At 68.8% G+C, this 19,370-nt stretch carries 18 protein-coding genes; 6 read left to right on the top strand and 12 right to left on the bottom strand.

Annotation, left to right across the window (positions count from 1 at the left end):
- Window position 1 precedes the first annotated feature (1 nt).
- From QSK35_RS32630 to QSK35_RS32620, 3 genes are read right to left on the bottom strand one after another with little or no spacing between them, the layout of a single operon-like run.
- Entirely contained in the window at window positions 2-1,870 is a 1,869-nt protein-coding gene (locus tag QSK35_RS32630) for a WXG100 family type VII secretion target (RefSeq protein WP_285751497.1), read from the bottom strand.
- The gene (locus tag QSK35_RS32625) at window positions 1,867-2,178 is read right to left on the bottom strand and encodes a type VII secretion target (protein WP_285751496.1); all 312 of its coding nucleotides are present in this window, start codon (window positions 2,176-2,178) and stop codon (window positions 1,867-1,869) included. The genes QSK35_RS32630 and QSK35_RS32625 overlap by 4 nt, the downstream gene beginning before the upstream one ends.
- Window positions 2,179-2,191: 13 nt before the next feature.
- Complete coding sequence (locus tag QSK35_RS32620) at window positions 2,192-2,635, bottom strand: YbaB/EbfC family nucleoid-associated protein (RefSeq protein WP_285751495.1); 444 nt, start codon at window positions 2,633-2,635, stop codon at window positions 2,192-2,194.
- Between the two features lie 130 nt (window positions 2,636-2,765).
- On the opposite strand from QSK35_RS32620, the gene QSK35_RS32615 reads away from it, so the two are divergent.
- Window positions 2,766-3,677 (top strand): ABC transporter ATP-binding protein, encoded by a 912-nt coding sequence (locus QSK35_RS32615; protein WP_285751494.1) that lies wholly within the window; start codon window positions 2,766-2,768, stop codon window positions 3,675-3,677.
- Window positions 3,674-4,855, top strand: coding sequence for an ABC transporter permease (locus QSK35_RS32610; RefSeq protein WP_285751493.1), 1,182 nt, complete (start codon window positions 3,674-3,676; stop codon window positions 4,853-4,855). Before QSK35_RS32615 ends, QSK35_RS32610 begins: the two co-directional genes overlap by 4 nt.
- Here the strand turns inward: QSK35_RS32610 and QSK35_RS32605 are convergent.
- The 4 genes from QSK35_RS32605 to QSK35_RS32590 all read right to left on the bottom strand — a co-directional run bounded on the left by QSK35_RS32605 (window position 4,845) and on the right by QSK35_RS32590 (window position 9,199).
- On the bottom strand, window positions 4,845-6,068 hold the full coding sequence (locus QSK35_RS32605; RefSeq protein WP_285751649.1) for a cryptochrome/photolyase family protein: 1,224 nt from the start codon (window positions 6,066-6,068) through the stop codon (window positions 4,845-4,847). The two genes, QSK35_RS32610 and QSK35_RS32605, sit on opposite strands and share 11 nt — an antisense overlap.
- A gap of 69 nt (window positions 6,069-6,137) precedes the next feature.
- Window positions 6,138-7,451, bottom strand: coding sequence for a citrate synthase (locus QSK35_RS32600; protein ID WP_285751492.1), 1,314 nt, complete (start codon window positions 7,449-7,451; stop codon window positions 6,138-6,140).
- A 225-nt stretch (window positions 7,452-7,676) separates the two neighbouring features.
- Window positions 7,677-8,603: a carbohydrate kinase family protein gene (locus tag QSK35_RS32595; RefSeq protein WP_285751491.1), complete on the bottom strand. Its 927-nt coding sequence runs from the start codon at window positions 8,601-8,603 to the stop codon at window positions 7,677-7,679.
- Window positions 8,600-9,199, bottom strand: coding sequence for a TetR/AcrR family transcriptional regulator (locus tag QSK35_RS32590; RefSeq protein WP_285751490.1), 600 nt, complete (start codon window positions 9,197-9,199; stop codon window positions 8,600-8,602). The genes QSK35_RS32595 and QSK35_RS32590 overlap by 4 nt, the downstream gene beginning before the upstream one ends.
- A gap of 84 nt (window positions 9,200-9,283) precedes the next feature.
- Between QSK35_RS32590 and QSK35_RS32585 the strand changes: the two genes are divergently transcribed.
- Complete coding sequence (locus QSK35_RS32585; protein WP_285751489.1) at window positions 9,284-10,426, top strand: acyl-CoA dehydrogenase family protein; 1,143 nt, start codon at window positions 9,284-9,286, stop codon at window positions 10,424-10,426.
- 1 nt (window position 10,427) lies between these two features.
- Here the strand turns inward: QSK35_RS32585 and QSK35_RS32580 are convergent, their stop codons facing one another.
- The gene (locus tag QSK35_RS32580; protein ID WP_285751488.1) at window positions 10,428-11,639 is read right to left on the bottom strand and encodes an amidohydrolase; all 1,212 of its coding nucleotides are present in this window, start codon (window positions 11,637-11,639) and stop codon (window positions 10,428-10,430) included.
- A 128-nt stretch (window positions 11,640-11,767) separates the two neighbouring features.
- Here QSK35_RS32580 and QSK35_RS32575 point away from each other — a divergent pair, with 128 nt between their 5' ends.
- Window positions 11,768-13,507, top strand: a complete 1,740-nt coding sequence (locus QSK35_RS32575; protein WP_285751487.1) for a CocE/NonD family hydrolase — start codon at window positions 11,768-11,770, stop codon at window positions 13,505-13,507.
- Here the strand turns inward: QSK35_RS32575 and QSK35_RS32570 are convergent.
- Window positions 13,504-14,385 (bottom strand): aldose 1-epimerase family protein, encoded by an 882-nt coding sequence (locus tag QSK35_RS32570; RefSeq protein WP_285751486.1) that lies wholly within the window; start codon window positions 14,383-14,385, stop codon window positions 13,504-13,506. The genes QSK35_RS32575 and QSK35_RS32570 overlap by 4 nt on opposite strands.
- A 40-nt stretch (window positions 14,386-14,425) precedes the next feature.
- Here QSK35_RS32570 and QSK35_RS32565 point away from each other — a divergent pair, with 40 nt between their 5' ends.
- Complete coding sequence (locus QSK35_RS32565; RefSeq protein WP_285751485.1) at window positions 14,426-15,241, top strand: MBL fold metallo-hydrolase; 816 nt, start codon at window positions 14,426-14,428, stop codon at window positions 15,239-15,241.
- Here the strand turns inward: QSK35_RS32565 and QSK35_RS32560 are convergent.
- Window positions 15,195-16,580, bottom strand: coding sequence for an APC family permease (locus QSK35_RS32560; RefSeq protein ID WP_285751484.1), 1,386 nt, complete (start codon window positions 16,578-16,580; stop codon window positions 15,195-15,197). The genes QSK35_RS32565 and QSK35_RS32560 overlap by 47 nt on opposite strands.
- Window positions 16,581-16,662: 82 nt before the next feature.
- On the opposite strand from QSK35_RS32560, the gene QSK35_RS32555 reads away from it, so the two are divergent.
- Complete coding sequence (locus tag QSK35_RS32555; RefSeq protein ID WP_285751483.1) at window positions 16,663-17,310, top strand: hypothetical protein; 648 nt, start codon at window positions 16,663-16,665, stop codon at window positions 17,308-17,310.
- Here QSK35_RS32555 and QSK35_RS32550 read toward each other — a convergent pair.
- On the bottom strand, window positions 17,270-18,556 hold the full coding sequence (locus tag QSK35_RS32550; protein ID WP_285751482.1) for an MFS transporter: 1,287 nt from the start codon (window positions 18,554-18,556) through the stop codon (window positions 17,270-17,272). The genes QSK35_RS32555 and QSK35_RS32550 overlap by 41 nt on opposite strands.
- Window positions 18,557-18,656: 100 nt before the next feature.
- The gene (gene pdxH / locus QSK35_RS32545; protein ID WP_285751481.1) at window positions 18,657-19,313 is read right to left on the bottom strand and encodes a pyridoxamine 5'-phosphate oxidase; all 657 of its coding nucleotides are present in this window, start codon (window positions 19,311-19,313) and stop codon (window positions 18,657-18,659) included.
- Window positions 19,314-19,370: the final 57 nt, after the last annotated feature.

Genomic DNA, 19,370 nt, shown 5'->3' with positions numbered 1-19,370 from the left:
GTTACTCGCCGATGATCGGCTTTGCGGCCTTGGGCGGGTCGACGAGCTTCTCGCCTTCCAGCTTGACCTTGCGCTTGTGGTCGCTGCCACCGCCCTGCTGGCCGTGCCCACCTGCGGCACCCATGCCGCCCATCATGCCGCCGGCCGCCGCGCCACCGGCGGGACCGCGACCGGCCGCGCCACCACCGGCGCCGCCGCCGTCGGGAACACCGCCGGTCATGCCCGTGGGCATGACGCCTGCCGCGCCGCCGGGCGTCATCGACGGGCCCGTGCCGCCGCCACCGGGGGCGCCGCCGCCACCGAAGCCGGCACCGCCACCACCACCGCCGCCGAGACCCGGCATGTGGCCGCCCGCGGGCAGGTGGCCGCTGCCGCCGCCCGCGGCGTGCGTGGTCATGTCCGGGCCGGCGCCGTGTGGCATCACGGCCGGGCGCACGCCGCCGGCCATGTCGGGGCCGGGGCGGTACCAGTCACCCGGTCGGCTGACCGGCGTGCCGCCGTGCGACGCACCGGACGTGCCCGTGGTGCCGTGGCCCTTCTCGAAGTGGCCCTCGATCCACTTGCCGGTGTTCTTGTCGTAGTGGCCGTCCTCCCAGCGTCCCGGGTCGTTGACCGAACCGGGTCCACCGGGGACGTGACCGCCGCCGGGGCTGTAGTTGCCGGGACCACCGGGGCCGTAGCCACCGCCAGGACCATGACCACCACCGGGACCACCAGGCCCGTAGCCGCCGCCAGGGCCGTAGTTGCCAGGCCCACCAGGCCCGTAACCGCCACCCGGACCGTAGTTACCAGGCCCACCAGGGCCATAGCCACCGCCGGGACCGTAGTTGCCCTGACCGCCGACCTGAGGCGGCTGGTGCACCTGACCGCCACCACCCTGGTACCCTCCACCACCGGTGTAACCGGGGTCGCCGTGGATGGAGCCGGGACCGTTGTAGTACGGAGCGTCCACACCGGACGGAACCGTCGCGCCACCGCTGACGGGCTGCGCGTAGCGCGTGCCGGCACCCCGGGAGGCCCGGTCGAGCTGCTCCTCGGTGATGCCGAGACCACCGGCCGACGCCCGCGGTCCCGCACCGCCACCGCCGCCGGAACGTCCACCGGCCGCCTTGTGCGCGAGCGAGGAGATGGCCTGGATGACCTGCTCGGCGATCTTGGCGATCTCCGCGACCTTCTTCACCAGGTTCATCAGCTTGCTCAGCGAACCGGCCAGCTTGGACATGAAGTCGGCCAGCTTCTTCGCGTACTTGCACGCCGTGCTGACGATGTCGGCGATGGCGCCGGCGATCGCGGCACCGAACGTGAAGATCGACGCCGCCAGCCACTGGATGATCTTCATGACCATGTCGGCCACGGCCTGCGAGATCAGGTCCATGACCATCTTGCGGACGGTGGCGACGAGCTGGCCCGCACCCGACACGGCCGCGGCGACGCCGTTGCACGCCTTGGACAGCGAGTCCATGCCGCCCGCGTGCTTCGACGCGGCGTTGCGGTAGTTGTCGGCGGACTGGCCCATCCACAGCGACGTCTGCTGCACGGCCGCGTTGCGGTAGTCGTTCGCGATGGTCTGCACCTGGCCGCCGGCGGACTTGAAGCTCTCCGCCATCGCCTGGATCGCCTGCGGGTTGCCGAGCAGGACGTCGAACGGCTCACGCAGGAAGTCGACGTGCTCGATGGCCCAGCTGAAGCCGGCCGCGAGGAAACCGCTCAGCGGGTTGGACGCGACGCCGACGATGTCCATCGCCGTGTTCGCGATGCCGAGGCCCGCGTTGATCCAGTCACCGCGTTCGACGGCGGAGACGGTCCCCTGGACGTCGTTGTAGAGCTTCTGGGGGTCGGGCCCCTTCGACTGGGTCGCCGGCGCGCTCATCCTCTTGCCTTTCCGGTGAAGCCGAACGCGTTGTCGAGGTCGACGTTCTCGTAGAGCTCGGCGACTTCCTTGATTCCGACGCACATGTCCTGAATCGAGTCGGCCGCGTTGCCGAGGCCGTCCTGGGACTTACCGGCAACCTGCAGAATGAACTGCGCGAGGAAGCTGCCGAAGATGCCGAACGCCTCGGTCGTGAGCGAGGACGGGTCCGCCGTGTCCGTGGCCGTCCGCATGCGGGCCGCGAGCTGGTCGACGGTCGCGGCGTGTTGCCGCAACTCCTCGACGCTCACGTTGAACATTTCGAACATTCCCTACCCCCTGCTATGCCATGACGTCCGGCGGGTTGGTGAAGTAGTCGTCGTCCGGGCGCGTGTCCTTGCGCTTCAACTCAGACTCCGGTTCTTCCTCGTCGGTTCCGTCACCCGCGTAGCCGTGCGGCATCTGCTCCTTGACGAAGTCGAGAGCGGGACTCTCTCCGACGAACTCGGTCATGATCTCCACGACCCGGCCGGCCGCGGACCGCTGCGCGGCCGTGGCGGCGGTGAGGATCGCCGAGGCGATCTGGTCGGGATCCATGCCCCGCGCGCCCGGCTTGATGTCCAGACCGGTCAGCGCACCAGAAGCGTTCACCGAGACCCGGATCAGGCCGTCGGGCGACTCCGCGCTGCCCCCCACCTCCCCGAGCTGCGACTGCGCCTGCTCTGACTTCTGCTTGGCGGCAGTGATCTTCTGGTCGTACTGCGCCAGCCACTGGTCTGGCTGCATGTCCACCCCCGTTGAGTGAATCCTTCGCCGGTTCGATTCGTCGTAGACGCCCGTATCGTTTCACTCGTTCCCTGATCGTCGATACTTACGTTCCGAATACCGCCGTCCGGGCTAACGAAAGGATCCAATCGTGGCCGAGGGGGTGCTGGAGATCGATCGGATCTCCAAGCGCTACGGGCAGGTCGTCGCACTTCAGGACATGTCGTTCGACGTTCGGGCCGGCGAGCTGTTCGGTTTCGTCGGAAGCAACGGCGCCGGGAAGACGACGACCATGCGCATCGCGCTGGGCGTGCTCGCCGCCGATTCCGGTGAGGTGCGGTGGAACGGAAAGCCGATCGACCTCGACACGCGTCGCCGAATCGGGTACATGCCCGAGGAGCGCGGGCTCTATCCGCGGATGAAGGTGCTCGACCAGCTCGTGTACCTGGCCGAGCTGCACGGCCTCGGCACGAACGAGGCGCACCGCTCGGCGGAGAACTGGATCGCGCGGCTGAGCCTGCGCGACCGCCGTGGCGACGAGGTGCAGAAGCTGAGCCTCGGCAACCAGCAGCGCGTCCAGCTCGCCGCGGCGCTGGTGCACGAGCCGGACGTGCTGGTGCTCGACGAGCCGTTCTCCGGGCTCGACCCGGTCGCGGTGGACGTGATGAGCGGGGTCCTGCGGGAGAAGGCCGCCGCAGGCGTGCCCGTGGTGTTCTCGAGCCACCAGCTCGACCTGGTCGAACGTCTGTGTGACAGGGTCGGCATCGTGAGCAACGGGACCCTGGTGGCGTGTGGGACCGTTGACGAGCTGCGCGCGGGCGGCGCGACCAGGCTCGTGGTCGAGGTGCCCGAGGCGCGCAACGGCTGGGCTGCGGAACTGAGCGGGGTGCGCGTGATCGGGTCGGACGGCGGACGCACGGTCCTGGAGCTCGACCAGGGCGTCGACGACCAGGCCGTGCTGCAGGCGGCGCTGGCGACCGGCCCCGTGCACGAGTTCAGCAGGCAACGCCCGTCGCTCATGGAGCTCTTCCGCAACGTGGTCACCGAGGAGCGCCGGGCGTGACTCCCTTCCGGTCGGTGGCACTGGTGGCGCGGCGCGAGTTCGTCACCAAGGTCCGCACCAGGTCGTTCGTGATCGGGACCGCGGTGATCATCGCGGTGCTGGCGGGCTACGTGCTGCTGCAGGCCGCCCTGTTCTCCCACGGCCAGCACGCCGTGGTGGGTCTGAGCGGGCAGGCGGTGCAGCTCGCGGATCCGTTGCGGGACAAGGCGAAGGCGCTCGGCATCGACGTCGAGACGCGGGATGTGACGACCGACCAGAACGCCGAGGGGCAGGTCCGCTCGGGCGACCTCGACGCGCTCGTCACGGGTGCGCCGCCCGCGCTGCGGATGATCGTCAAGGACGAGGTCGACGAGGCGCTGCGCAACGTCGTGGACGACGTGCTGCGCCAGCAGGTGATCGTCGCGCAGCTCGCCGAGGCCGGGCTCAACCCGCAGGTCGTGGCGCAGGACCTGCAGAAGGTCCGCGTCACGGTGACTTCGCTGGAACCGGTCGACCCGCGTCGCGTCGAACGCCTCGCGGTCGGGCTCGTGGTCGCGGCGCTGCTGTACTACTCGTTGATCGTCTACGGGACGATGGTCGCGCAGGGCGTCGTCGAGGAGAAGTCCAGCCGCGTGGTGGAGATCCTGCTCGCGACGCTGCGGCCGTGGCAGCTGTTGCTGGGCAAGGTGCTCGGCCTCGGCGCGGTCGGCCTGCTGCAGCTGCTCATCATCAGCGGCACCGGGCTCGTGCTGTCGTCGGCGTCGGGTGTGCTGGACATCGGTTCGATGGGTGGCAGCGCGATCGCCAACGGCGTGCTCTGGTATCTGCTCGGTTTCTTCTTGTACGCCACGGTGTTCGCGGCGGCCGCGTCGCTCGTGTCACGGCAGGAGGAGCTGCAGTCGGTGCTGACGCCGATCAGCATGACGATCATCATCGCGTTCGTCCTCGGCATCAACCTGATGATCCAGGACGCGACCGGCACGGCGGTCACGCTGCTGTCGATGCTGCCGCCGTTCGCGCCGATCCTGATGCCCGGCCGGATGGCGATGGGGGTCGCGCCCACGTGGCAGGTGCTGGTCGCGATCGTGCTGGCGCTCGGCGCGATCGTCGCGATCACCTGGCTGGGCGGCAAGGTCTACTCGAACGCCGTGCTGCGCGTCGGCAGCCGGGTGAAGCTGCGCGACGCGCTCAAAGCCTGATCTGCGCGTACCGGTCGAGCGCCACCCGGCGTTCGACCGCGTGGTCCACGATCGGGTCGATCTCCGCGGAGTCCGGCGCGTACCTGCGCACGTAGTCGCCGTCCGGATCGAACTTCTTCGCCTGGGTCTCGGGGTTGAAGATCCGGTAGAACGGCGCCGCGTCCGTGCCGCAGCCCGCGACCCACTGCCAGTTGTGCTGGTTCGACGCGAGGTCGCCGTCGACCAGGTGGTTCATGAAGTGCCGCGCGCCCCACCACCACGGCAGGTGCAGGTCCTTCACCAGGAAGCTCGCGACGATCATGCGGACCCGGTTGTGCATGAACCCCTCGCGCAGCAGCTGCCGCATGCCGGCGTCGACGATCGGGTATCCGGTGCGACCTTGTTGCCACGCCCGGAAAAGCTCCCGATCGTCGTCGTGCTTCATCCGGTCGAACTTCGCGTCGTAGTTGCGGTGCGCGGTCTCCGGGCGATGCCACAGCACGTCCGCGTAGAACTCGCGCCAGCACAGCTCGGAGCGGAACGCGCCGTCAGACTCGGCGAGCAGCGTGCGCGGGTGCAGGACACCGAACTTGAGGAACGCCGACAGCCGGCTCGTCGCGTCCAGGTCCGGCCGATCTCGTGTCTCGTCGTAGTCCAGCAGTCGTTCGTCGCGGAACCTCGCCCACAACGCCATCGCGTCCGGCAGCGGCGCAGCGCTGGGAATCCTGTTGCTGTGCGGCGGTTCCAGCCAGTCCACAGTGGAGGCATCGGTGTCGGCGGGCTTGCGCCAGCCGTGCTCCAGCCAGGCCCGGCGGAACGGCGTGAAGACCTTGAACGGCGTGCCGTCCCCCTTGCGCACCCGGCCGGGCGTCACGGCGTAGGGCGAGCCGCTGCGGACGAGCTCGATGTCCCCCAACGCGTTCTCGACCGCTTCGTCGCGCCGGCGCCCGTACGGCGCGCAGTCCGCGGAGATGTGCACGGCCGAGGCGCCGATCTCGCGGGCGATCCGCGGCACGGACTTCACCGGGTCGCCGTGCACGACCATCAACCGGCCGCCGAGCAGCTCGTCCAACGCGCGCAGACAGCTGTGCAGGAAATCCACGCGGGGTTTCCCGGACGGTTTCAGCAATCGATCGTCGAGCACGAAGAGCCCGAGCACGGGCCCACCGCGTTCGGCCGCCGCCAGAATCGCCGGATGATCGGCGACCCGCAGATCGCGCCGGAACCACACGATGTTCACGAAATGAACCTACAAAGCACGAAGCGCGCCCGCAGAACGGGCGCGCTTCGCGGAAAACGAACGTCAGCGGTTTTCGATCGAGACGAAGTCCCGCTCGGTCGGGCCGACGTAGACCTGACGCGGGCGGCCGATCTTGGTCGCCGGGTCGCTGATCATCTCGCGCCAGTGCGCGATCCAGCCGGGGAGCCGGCCGAGCGCGAACAGCACGGTGAAGAACTTCGTCGGGAAGCCCATCGCGCGGTAGATCAGGCCCGTGTAGAAGTCCACGTTCGGGTACAGCTTGCGCTGGATGAAGTACTCGTCCGCGAGCGCGGTCTCCTCCAGCTGCTTGGCGATGTCGAGCAGCTGGTCGTCGGCGCCGAGCTTGTTGAGGATCTCGTCGGCCGTCTTCTTGATGATCGCGGCACGCGGGTCGTAGTTCTTGTAGACCCGGTGGCCGAAGCCCATCAGGCGGACGCCGTCCTCCTTGTTCTTGACCTTGTTGACGAACGACTTCACGTCGCCGCCGTCGTTCTTGATCTTCTCGAGCATCTCCAGCACCGCGCTGTTCGCGCCGCCGTGCAGCGGGCCGAACAGGGCGTTGATGCCCGCGGAGATGGACGCGAACAGGTTCGCCTCGGACGAGCCGACGAGCCGCACGGTCGACGTGGAGCAGTTCTGCTCGTGGTCGGCGTGCAGGATGAACAGCAGGTCGAGCGCGCGGACCAGGTCCGGGTCGAGGTCGTAGGCCTCGGCCGGGAAGCCGAAGGTCATCCGGAGGAAGTTCTCGACGAGGCCGAGGCTGTTGTCCGGGTAGAGGAAGGGCTGGCCGACCGACTTCTTGTACGCGTACGCGGCGATGGTCGGCAGCTTCGCCAGCAGGCGGATCGTGGAGATCTCGACCTGGTTGGCGTCGAACGGGGAAAGCGAATCCTGGTAGAAGGTCGACAGCGCGGAGACCGCGGAGGACAGCACCGGCATGGGGTGCGCGTCACGCGGGAAGCCGTCGAAGAAGCGCTTGAGGTCCTCGTGCAGCAGCGTGTGCCTGCTGATCTTCTGCGAGAAGTCCTCGAGCTGAGCGGCGGTGGGCAGCTCGCCGTAGATCAGCAGGTAGCTGACCTCGATGAAGTTGGACCGCTGCGCCAGCTGCTCGATCGGGTAGCCGCGATAACGCAGAATTCCGGCGTCACCGTCGATGTAAGTGATCTGGGAGGAGCAGGAGGCGGTGTTGACGAAACCGGAGTCGAGGGTGACGAGTCCGGTGGTGGCCAACAGTTTTCCGAGATCCACACCGGACGACCCCTCGGTCGCCGGTACGACCTTCATCTCCAGCTCTCCGCCCCCGTGGCGCAGCGCGACGGTCTGGGTGTCGTTCGGCGCAGTCGTCGCGTCGGGCATTCAAGTCCCTCTCAACGCTCGGACGGGGTGGCTGGCCAGCTTGTTCAGCCGATCTCGTCGGACCACCCCGTTGGGATCCAGTCAGTTCTCCCACGCTAGTCGGCGGCAAGCCCGCCTCGCAGCCACGGCGTGAACCGATTCTGTGAGATGGGACCGGCATCACATCTGAATGCGCGGTGTCTAGCGTGCTACCTCACGGTAGTCCGTTCTTCACGTTTATCCACCTCAGTCGACGGTGAGTTCGCTCGCAAAGGGCGGTTCGGCACCCGCCCGGGAACACGTGATCGCGGCCGCGGCGCCCGCGTAGGTCAATGCCCGCGTCCATTCATTTGTTGTGAGTGCACGTACTTTCTCGATCGACAGCGCGTCGTGGTGGTGCAGCCACGCCAGCAGGGCGCCCTGCACCGTGTCACCGGCGCCGATCGTGTCGACGACGTCGACCTTCGTCGGCGGCACTTCGGTGAGGCCCTCGGGGGTCAGCACGGCCAGCCCGTCGCCGCCCTTGGTGAGCACCACGGCCGCCGGTCCCTGCCGCAGCCACTCCCCTGCGATCTCGATCACGTCGCCGTCCTCGGCGAGCCACTTCGCGTCCTCGACGGAGACCTTCAGCAGCCCGACATCCGGCAGCCACGCCCGGAACCGCCGGCGGTAGGCGTCCGGGTCCGGGATGAGCCCGGCCCGGATGTTCGGGTCGAGGACGGTCAGCACCCCGCGCTCGGCCTCGCGGCACAGCACGTTCTCGTACGTCGTCGCGCCCGGCTCGAGCACGAGCGAGAGCGTGCCGAACGACACCGCCCTCGTGCCCTCGGGCAGCGGGCCCGGATCGTCGACGAGCCGGTCCGCGGTGCCCTCGGTGTAGAACGAGTAGCGCGCCGACCCGTCGTCGGCAAGCCCGACCACGGCCAGCGTGGTCGGCTCCGGTCCACGTTGGACCAGATCGGTGGAGACGCCGGACGCGTGCAGCCGTTCGACGAGCTTCTCGCCGAACAGGTCGGTGGAGACCCGGCTGAGGAAGCTCACCGGCGCCTCGAGCCGGCCCGCGGCCACGGCCACGTTGTACGGCCCGCCGCCGAGGCGCGGCGCCAGGTCCGCCAGCTCGCCGTCGGTCACCGGCACCAGGTCGACCAGTGCCTCACCAGCCACCACGATCACGCCCGACCCCTTAGCTCTCTCTGGCTATCTCTCTGGAGCCCATCCAACAACAGCTCCCCCAGCGCGGTGAACGCCTCGGCGTCGGAAACACCCGCCCGTTTCGTGAGGACACCGGTCTGGATGCTCTCGATGAGCAGCCCGGCCATCTCGGCGAACAGCGTCGCGTGCACCTCGCGGAACACGCCCTGCTTCACGCCGTCCTGGATGAACTCCCGGATGCGATCGGCCGCCGCCCGCGCGTTGCGCTCGTACGTCGCCCGCGTAGGCGGGAAGTCCGCGACGTCCCGGATGAACCGCTCGCTCGCCTTGCGCAGCTCCTCGGCCGCGCCCGCCAGGTAGCTGCCGACGCGTTTGCGCACGTCGGAGAGGGGTGCGATGCGTTCCTCAATGCGTTCGGCGGCACCTTTGAAGTACCGGCCGACGACCTTGACGGCCAGCTGTTCCTTGCTGCCCGCGAGCGCGTAGAGCGTCGACTTGGAGCAGTGCAGCCGCGCCGCGAGGTCGTCGAGCGTGAAGTGACCGAAGCCCTCGGCGAGGAACAACGCCTCCAGCCGGCCGAGCAGCTCGGCCTGCCGAGCCGTGAGTGACCTCGTCATGAGTGACGACCCTGCCACATCTAGTGGAAACAGTACTCTGGTACGTCCTACAGTACTGTTGACAGTACTCACCGGAGGTCGACGATGCCCGCCGAGCGGCTGCTTCCCACAACCGAGTCCGAGGACCTGATCGCGCTGGTCAGGGAGATCGCCCGCGACGAACTCGCGCCGCGTGCCGCCTCCTACGAGGAGGAGGGCCGCTTCCCGCGCGAGATGTTCCACCTGCTGGGCAAGAGCGGCCTGCTGGGCCTGCCGTATCCCGAGCAGTACGGCGGCGGCGAGCAGCCCTACGAGGTCTACCTGCAGGCGCTGGAGGAGATCGCCTCGGCGTGGATGTCGGTCGCGGTCGGCACCTCCGTGCACGTCATGTCGTGCTACGGCCTGGCCACGTTCGGCACGGCCGAGCAGAAGGACCGCTGGCTGCCCGAGCTGCTGGACGGCGAGCTACTCGGCGGCTACGCCCTGTCCGAGTCGCAGGCGGGCTCCGACGCGGCCGCGCTGTCCACCCGTGCCGTGCGCGACGGCTCCGACTACGTCGTCACCGGCACCAAGGCGTGGATCACGCACGGCGGTGTCGCAGACTTCTACACGTTGATGGCCCGCACCTCGCCCGACGGTGGCCGCGGCATCAGCTGCTTCCTGGCACCCGGTGCCGCCGACGGTTTCTCGGCGCTGCCCGCCGAACGCAAGATGGGCCTCACCGGCTCGATCACGGCCGGGCTGACCTACGACAACGTGCGGATCTCCGGCGACCGCCTGATCGGCGCGGAGGGTGACGGGCTCAAGATCGCCCTCTCGGCACTGGACTCCGGACGGCTCGGCATCGCCGCGTGTGCCGTCGGCCTGGCCCAGGCCGCGCTGGACGAGGCCGTCGCGTACGCCAAGACCCGCAACCAGTTCGGCAAGGCGATCATCGACTTCCAGGGCCTGGAGTTCCTGCTGGCCGACATGGCCGCGGCGGTCGAGTCCGCCCGTGCCACGTACATCGCGGCCGCCCGCCGGCGGGACCGCGGCCTGCCGTTCCAGCGCGCGGCGTCGGTCGCGAAGCTGGTCGCGACCGACGCGGCGATGAAGGTGACCACGGACGCCGTGCAGGTGCTCGGCGGCGCGGGCTACACCCGTGACTTCCCGGTGGAGCGGTACATGCGGGAGGCCAAGGTGCTGCAGATCTTCGAGGGCACGAACCAGATCCAGCGCCTGGTGATCGGCCGCTCGCTGCGGAAGTGACTCACTCGCGGTAGAAGGGGTCCGTCACGACCCCTTCGCCGCGTGCGGCGTCGTAGCTGTAGACCTCGCGGCCCTCGATGAACACGTGCTCGGCGCGGCTCATCACGTCCAGCGGGTCCCCGGACCAGATCACGACGTCACCGTCGAGACCGGGCTTCAACGCGCCCACCCGGTCGTCCAGCCCCATGATCCGCGCGGGGTTGGTCGTGATCGACTTCAGCGCGGTCTCGGTGTCCAGCCCTTCCTTCACGGCCAGGGTCGCCTGGTGCACCAGGAAGTGGATCGGGATGACCGGGTGGTCCGTCGTAATCGCCAGCTCCACCCCGGCCCGCGCCAGAATCCCGGGGTTGCGCAAAGACCGCTGCCGAAGCTCCACTTTGGACCGAGTGGTGAACAGCGGTCCGATGATGACCGGAATCCCCTTGGCCGCAACAACATCGGCAATGAGGTGCGCCTCAGTCCCGTGGTTGAGGATCAGCTTGTATCCGAATTCCTCGGACAGCCGGATAGCGGTGGCGATGTCGTCCGCCCGGTGCGCGTGCTGACACCAAGGCAGCTCACCATCGAGCACCCGAACCAGCACCTCCAGCGCGTTGTCCCGCTCGAACGCTTTCCCGTCGCGCCGCGCCTCGTCCCGGCGGGCCTTGTAGTCCTGCGCCTTCGTCAACGCGTCCCGGATGACAGCCGCGACACCCTGACGGGTCGACGGAAGCTTCTTCTGGTCGCCGTACACGCGCTTGGGGTTCTCGCCCAGCGCGGACTTCACGCTGACCGGCTCACGCATCAGCATCTCGTCCACGGTGCGGCCCCAGCACTTCACCGCCACGGTCTGGCCGCCGATCGGGTTGCCGGAGCCGGGCTTGATCACGACCGACGTGACGCCACCGGACAGGGCGTCGAGGAAGCCCAGGTCGGCCGGGTTGATCGCGTCCAGCGCGCGCATGCGGGCGCCGAGCGGGTCGGTCATCTCGTTGGTGTCCTGGCCGGCCCAGCCCTCGGCCTCCTCGTGCACGCCCAGGTGACCGTGCGCCTCGACGAAGCCGGGCAGCACCCACGACCCGTCCGCGTCCACGACGCGCACGCCCTCGGGCACGTCGACCGACGAGGAGGGGCCGACGGCCACGATCTTGCCGTCCTGGATGAGCACGGTGCCGCCGTCGATGGGGTCGCCGTCGACCGGGACGACGTACCCGCCTGTGATCGCGATGTCCATGGTTAGCGACGCTAACAAAGAGCCGCCGAACAGACAGCATCCAACGTCCACAACCGAAAGAAAATCTCACCGTCTCGATATCGTCGAATAGTCCAAAGTGACCGGTGAGAGCGCGACCATCGGTCCTTGTGAAGGCACTACTACCAGCGCTGCTGCTCCTCGCCCTGGCGCCACCCGCCCAAGCGGAGCCGAACCAGCCGACGTACGCGGACGCGATCCGCGAGACGGTCTACGTGGAGTCCGCGATCGACGGTGACGGCGACGGCCGCAGGGACCGCATCGTCACCGACATCATCCGGCCCCGCACGGCCCACAAGGTCCCGGTGCTGATGGGCATGTCCCCGTACAACGCGCCGGACAAGCCGACGGTGCTGAGCACGGACGTCCTGCGGCCGGGCGACGGGTGGATCAAGGACCTCGAGGACGACGGCCACCCGGACTTCTTCCCGTACATGTACGACAACTACTTCGTGCCCCGCGGGTACGCGGTCGTGGTCGCGGACATGCCCGGCACGCGGTTCTCCGAGGGCTGCATCGACATCGGCGGCCCGAACGAGGTGCAGGCCGCCAAGGCCGTGATCGACTGGCTCGGCGGGCGCGCCAAGGCGTACGGCCGCGACGGCACGGAGATCAAACCCGAGTGGACCACCGGCGACGTCGGCATGTTCGGCAAGTCCTGGGACGGCACGCTCGCCAACCAGGTCGCCACCACGAACGTGCCGAACCTCAAGACGATCGTCCCGGTCGCGGCCATCTCCAGCTGGTACGACTACACGCGCGTCAACGGCCTGCGCCGGTTCGACGACCACCCCGGCATGCTGGCGGGCGGGAGCCTGCTGCGTAACGAAAAATGCGCCGACGAGCTCGCGGAGCTGCGGAAGCAGGCCGACACCACGGCCGACTACAACGCCTTCTGGGACCGGCGGAACTTCGTCGACGACGCGTGGAAGGTGAAGGCGAGCGTCTTCGCGATCCACGGGCTCAACGACACGAACGTCACCGTCAGCCACCTCGCGAAGTGGTGGGAGAACCTGCGGGCCCCACGCAAGCTGTGGCTCGCCCAGACGCAGCACACCAGCCCACAGAGCTTTCGCCCGGCCGAGTTCCTGCCGACCGTGCACCGCTGGTTCGACCAGTGGTTGAAGGGCGTCGACACCGGCATCATGCGCGAGCCCGCGGTCGAGGTCGAACGCTTCCCCGGTGTGTGGGAGAAGGACGCGGTCTGGCCCGCGCCGACCAAGTCGCGCAAGATCAACCTCGGTGACTACGCGACCGGGCCGCAGTCGTTCACCGACGCGCCCACGCTGTCGCAGACCGAGCTCGCCGGCGACGCGAGCGACGGCCACCGCCTGCGGTACATCACCGAACCGCTCGCGAAGGACACGCGGCTGAGCGGCACGCCGTCGATCACACTGCGCGTCTCGGCCGACGTGCCGAACACGCCGATCAGCGCGCTGCTGGTCGACTACGGCGCGGACACCCGCTCCGAGACCGAGGACTCGGACCTGCGGCCGATTCCCGGCAAGGAGAACTGCTTCGGCGAGGGCCTGGCTCCGGACACCGGCTGCTACCAGGCCTACGAGCGCGTCACGCGGGCCGCGCCGCTGCACGTCGTCTCGCGCGGCACGATCGACGCCGCCCACCGGTTCTCGCTGAGCTTCGCCGTGCCGCTCGAGCCGGGGCGCACGGAGACGATCACGTGGCGGCTGCAGCCACAGGACTACGTGTTCAAGCAGGGCCACCGCATCGGCATCGTGATCGCCGGCAACAACAACGTCGACTGGTCGCACTACCGGCCGACGTACCCGTCCGGCGAGATCACCGTGTCACTGCGCGGCTCGTACGTGAACCTGCCGCTGGTGCCCTAGATCGGGCGGATGCCCCACCGGCCGCCCCACGACTCACCCGGCGCGAGATGGATCAGGTCCGTGCCCGAGTTGAGGGCGTCCGGTGGACACGTCATGGGCTCGATCGCCACCGCGCGGCCACGGCCCGGATAACCGTCCGGGGTATACACCTGCACCCAGCGGAAGTCCGGGTCCGCCCACACCTCGACGCCGGACGCCGGGCCGCGCAGGAAGTGGTGCACGAGCCCGTCGGTGTCCGGCACGCAGCCGCCGAACGGCGTGTCCAGGTGGACGTTGCGCAACGGCCGGCCCGCACGGAAGTCCAGTTCACCCTCGGCGGGCCGCGCAGGACCGGCCGGCACCATGCGCTCGGCGTCGAGGTCGAGCACGGTCGTCGCGGCCAGCGTCAGCTCGCAGTCGTCGGTCTCGGCGTGGCCCGCACGCGGGTAGGGGTGGGTGCCGACACCGAACGGCGTGGGCCCGTCGCCGACGTTGTTGACGCCGTGCGTGACGGTCAGGCCGTGCTCGTCCAGCGCGTAGCTGATCGTGGTGTGCAACGCGATCGGCCAGCCCGGCTGCGGCTCGATGGTCGTCTCCAGCACCAGGAGCGACCCGATGTGCTCGACGACGTCCCACGACCGGCGCCGCACGAGCCCGTGGATGGCGTTGCCGCGCGCCGGCTCGGTGACGTCGAGATGCTGCTCGGCGCCGTACAACGACCAGGTCGCGCCCGCGGTGCGGTTGGGCCACGGCACCAGCACGGTGCCCGCGCCCATCGGCGGCTTCTCGTCGGGGCCGAATGTCTCCACGTACGGCACGCCGTCGACCTCGAAGGACCGCAGGCCGGCGCCGACGGACGTGATCACGGCGCTGGAGCCGCCGTATGAGATCCCCAACATGTTGCGAAAGCCTACGGGTCTCAGGGGAGAATCCGCGCCCATGAAGGTCCGCCACCTGAACCTGGGCACGATGCGCCCGCTGCTGCTCGGTGCCGAGATGGTCTGTCACTCGCTGCTGGTCGAGACCGAGCAGGGCCTCGTCCTGGTCGACACGGGCTTCGGCACGCACGAGGTGCTCGAGCCGCGCGAGCACATGCCGTGGGCGGTGCGCGCGATCATGCGCCCCCGGCTGGCGATGGAGGAGACGGCCGCGCACCAGGTGGTCGACCTCGGCTACGAGCTGACCGACGTGCGGCACATCGTGCTCACGCACCTCGACTTCGACCACTCGGGCGGCCTGCGCGACTTCCCGCACGCGACCGTGCACGTCCTGGCCGACGAGCTCACCGCGGCGCGCAATCCCGTCACCCGCAACGAGAAGCAGCGCTACCCGGCCGTGCAGCGCGCGGGCGTGGACAACTGGGCGACGCACACCGCCACCGGCGAGCCCTGGTTCGGCTTCGAGGCGGTGCGCGACATCCCCGGCCTGCCCGACGACATCCTGCTGGTCCCGTTGATCGGGCACACCCGCGGCCACACCGGCGTCGCGGTCAAGGGCGACGACAAGTGGTTGCTGCACGCGGGCGACGCGTACTTCCACCGCGCGGACATGGCGTCACCGCCGAAGGGCCCGGCGTTGCTGAACGTGTTCCAGAAGCAGGTCCAGGTGATCGCCGGGCAGCGGCTGTCCAATCAGGACCGGCTGCGCCGGCTCGTGGCGGAACACGCCGACGAGGTCGACGTGTTCTGCGCCCACGACCCGGTGGAGCTCACTTCGCGAGTTGCTCCGGGTGCAACTCCGTCTTCCCGTACGTGAGCCGGTTGATCAGCCACAGGACGAGGCCGGCGGCGAGCATGAAGCCGCCGATCACGTAGTCGTCCCACGGTCGTCCCGAGAGCTTCGGGATGGCCAGGTACGCACAGGTGATCGCGCCGACCACCGGCGCCCAGGTCGGCGCGCGGAAGTGCTTGTGCTCGACCTTGTCCTTGCGCAGCACCAGAACCGCGATGTTGACGATGGTGAAGACGATCAGCAGCAGCAACGACGTCGTGCCACCGAGCTTCGCGATGTCGGCGAAGGACACCAGGATCACCGCGATGCCCGTGGTGAAGATGATGGAGATCCACGGCGTGCGGCGGAACGGGTGCACCGTCGCGAAGAACTTCGGGATGATGCGCTCGTTCGCCATGCCGTAGATCAACCGGCTGGCCATCAGCATGTTGATCAACGCCGAGTTGATGACCGCGAACAGACCGATCAGCGAGAACACCCACAGCGGGAACGACGGCGCGCCGATCTGGACGACCTTCAGCAACGCGCTGCTGCCCGCCTTCGCCAGCTGGTCGGACGGGATCAGCAACGACGACGTGATCGCGACCATGACGTAGATCGCCGCCGCGGCCACCATGCCCCACAGCATCGCGCGCGGGAAGATCCGCACGGGGTCCTGGCACTCCTCGGCCATGTTGACCGAGTCCTCGAAACCGACCATCGCGAAGAACGCGAGCGCCGTCGCCGACGTGACCGCCAGCAGCGCGCTCTGCCCGGCCGGCGGGTTGATCTCCGTCAGCCGGCCCGGTTCGCCGTCACCGACGGCGATCGCATAGACGCCGATCCCGATGACGATGAGCAGACCGGACAGCTCGATGCACGTGAGCACCACGTTCGCCTTGACCGACTCCGACACGCCCCGGTAGTTGATCAGCGCGAGGAGCAGCATGAACAGCACGGCGACGACCGTCGCCGACACGGTGAACGAGTCGGAGAAGAACTCCTTGATCACCGCCTGCAGGTACGTCCGCCCGAACGCGAGCGCCGCCGACGACGCGGAGGTGATGCCGGAGCTCATCACCGCGAACGCGACCATGAACGTCAGGAACTGGATCTTGAACGCGCGGTTGGTGTACAGCGCGGCGCCCGCCGCCCTGGGGTACTTGCCCACCAGTTCGAGGTAACTGAACGCGGTGAGGAACGCGACGACGAACGCGAGCAGGAAGGGCAGCCACAGCGCCCCACCGATCTTGCCCGCCACGTTGCCCGTGAGGGCGTAGATTCCGGTTCCGAGGATGTCTCCGACGACGAAGAACAGCAGCAGCTTCGGGCCGATGGCCCGGTTCAGCTCCGGTTGTTCCGTCGGCGCGGTCGCTTCAGCCATGCCATCGGATTGTGCCGGACGAAGAGCCACATGTGTGGCGCGGGTCACTCGGATGGCGTAGTCCAACGACCTGGGAGTTTGCGTGCGTGTAACGGTGTTGCTGCTGGTCGCAGGTCTGCTGACCGGTTGTTCGCAAACCCCCGCACCTCAGACAAATCAGACCGTCGAGTCGGTTACCAAGGAGCTCACGGACAAGATCCGCGCCAAGGGCTCCTACCGCGCGAAGTTCCCCGACGGCGAGGGCATCGTCGTGATCACCGGTGACAAGACCGCCGACATCGACCTCACGACGAAGGCCGTGGTGCAGACCGGCAAACCGGCGGAGCAGCTGAGGTTCGTGTCCACCGCGGACAACGAGGTCTACGCGATGCTCCCACCGGCGTTCGAGCTGCCTCAGGACAAGCCGTGGGTCCGCCTCAACCGGGCCGACACCGACGACTTCACGACCACGATGCTCGGCTTCTACAACGGCGCGGCGCGCCAGATCCTGCTGGCGGGCGGGCATCTGCAGATCATCGCGGCGACCGGTGCGCTGAAGTCCACGGTGGAACGCGACGGCAACACGACCTACAACTTCGCGGTCGACAACAACACCATCACCCTCGACGTCGACGCCCAGCGCCTGCCGACGCGCCTGACCGTCAACGGCGCCGCGACGACGTTCTCCGACTGGGGCGCCGCCCCCAAGGTCACGCCACCGGATCCGGCGCAGGTGAGTCAGCGGAACTGAGCCGGTAGCGCCAGATCGCGGGCAACGCCACCGCCGCCACGACCGCGGCGATCACGACGAGCACCCCGCCCCAGGCGACCGCGGCGGAGGTACCGATCACCGCACCCGTGGTGCCGTGCAACAGGTCCGCGATGCGCGGCCCGCCGGCCACCACGACGATGAACACGCCCTGCATGCGCCCGCGCATCTCGTCGGTGGCCGCCGACTGCAGAATCGCCCCGCGGAACGCCATGGACACCATGTCCGCGGCACCGGCGAGCGCCAGGAACACCGCCGCCACCCACAACGAGTGCGCCAGCCCGAACCCGATGACCGCGATGCCCCACGCGACCACGGCGAGCACCACGGCGACGCCATGCCGGTACACCTTGGCGATCCACCCCGAGGTCAGCCCGCACAGCACGGCCCCGATCGGGATGGCCGCGAACAACACGCCGAGCGCCAGCCCGCCGCCGGGCGGGTCGCCGAACGTCTCCTGCGCCATCTCGGGGAACAACGCGCGCGGCATGCCGAACACCATCGCGATGATGTCGAGCAGGAAGCTGGCCAGCAGCACCTTCTGCAACGCCAGGTACCGGAACCCCTCGAAGACGTCCTTCAGCCCGGCCCTGCGCGACTGGCCGTTGAGCGGCGGCATCGGCGGCAGTTTGAAGACGGCCCACAGCGTGACGCACAGCGCGAGCGCGTCCCACAGGTACAGCGTGGAGAGCCCCACGACCGGCATCAACGACCCGGCGAGCAACGGCCCGAGCACCGCCCCGAACTGCGCGACGGTCGACCCCAGCGCGCTCGCGGACGGCAGCAGTTCCGCGGGCACGAGGCGCGGGATGCTGGCCTGCCGGGCGGGCGAGTTGAGCGCGAAGAACGTCTGCTGCAGCGCGAGCAGCGCGATGACCAGCCACACCGACCCGATGTTGAGCGCCGCCTGCAGCCACAGCAGCACGCTCGCCACCGCGATCCCGCTGTTCGTGACCATCAGCAGCTTGCGCCGGTCCCGCGTGTCGGCGATCGCTCCGCCCCACACGCCGAACACGAGCAGCGGCACCAGTGCCACGCCGGCGGCGACGCCGACCCAGGCGGACGAGCCGGTGAGGTCGAAGACCTGCTTGGGGACGGCGACGGCGGTCAGCTGGCTGCCGATGGCGGTCACGATGGTCGACAACCACAGGCGTCGATAGGCGGGAATCCGCAGCGGCCGGGTGTCGATCACGAACAACGAGCGCTTGCGTTCCCCGACTGTCCCCATATCGTTAGCCTACGACAACTAACAAGTCTTTTACGTGGTTGTGCCGAACGCCACGAAGCCCCACGACCATCGGTCGCGGGGCTTCGTGGGAGACCTGAGATCAGGGCGCTACTCGCTCCAGCTGCCAGCCGTCACGGCCGAGGCGGAAGCGCAGCCGGTCGTGCATGCGGTCCCGGCGGCCCTGCCAGAACTCGACCTCTTCGGGCCGGATCCGCCACCCGCCCCAGTGCGGGGGAACCGGAATCCGCTCGGTGTCGGCGAACTGCCGTTCGATCTTGTGCAGCGCGGAGTCCAAAGTGGACCGCCCGGTCACGACCCGCGACTGCGGCGAGGCCCAGGCGCCCATCTGCGAACCACGAGGCCGCGACGCCCAGTACGCGGCGGTCTCGACCGGGCCGACCTTCTCGACCGTGCCGCGCACGTGCGCCTGGCGCTGCATCCCGAACCACGGGAACGTCGCCGACGCGTACCGCGTGGCCATCAGGTCGTGCGACTTGTTGGAGGTGTAGTTGGTGAAGAACACGACGCCGCGCTCGTCGATGCCCTTGCACAGCACCGTGCGGGAGGACGGGCGGCCTTTGGTGTCCGTGGTGGCGAGGACCATGGCGTTGGGCTCCGGCAGCCCCGCGTTGGCGGCGTCGTCCAGCCACAGCTGCAGCTGCTCGAACCACGTGGCGGCAAGCTCCGACTCGCTCAACGAGCCCTGCTCGTAGGACACGCGCATCGCCGGCAGTGCGATGTTCGTGGTCTCCGTCATCGTGTACCTCCAGCGCGGGAACTTGTGGTCCTCGGTCTCGCGACCGTACGGGCTAAC

The sequence above is a fragment of the Lentzea sp. NBRC 105346 genome, assembly GCF_030269605.1.
Lineage (GTDB): Bacteria > Actinomycetota > Actinomycetes > Mycobacteriales > Pseudonocardiaceae > Lentzea.
The sequence above is the reverse complement of the archived record's forward strand: the minus strand, read 5'-3'. Positions and strand labels throughout refer to the sequence as shown.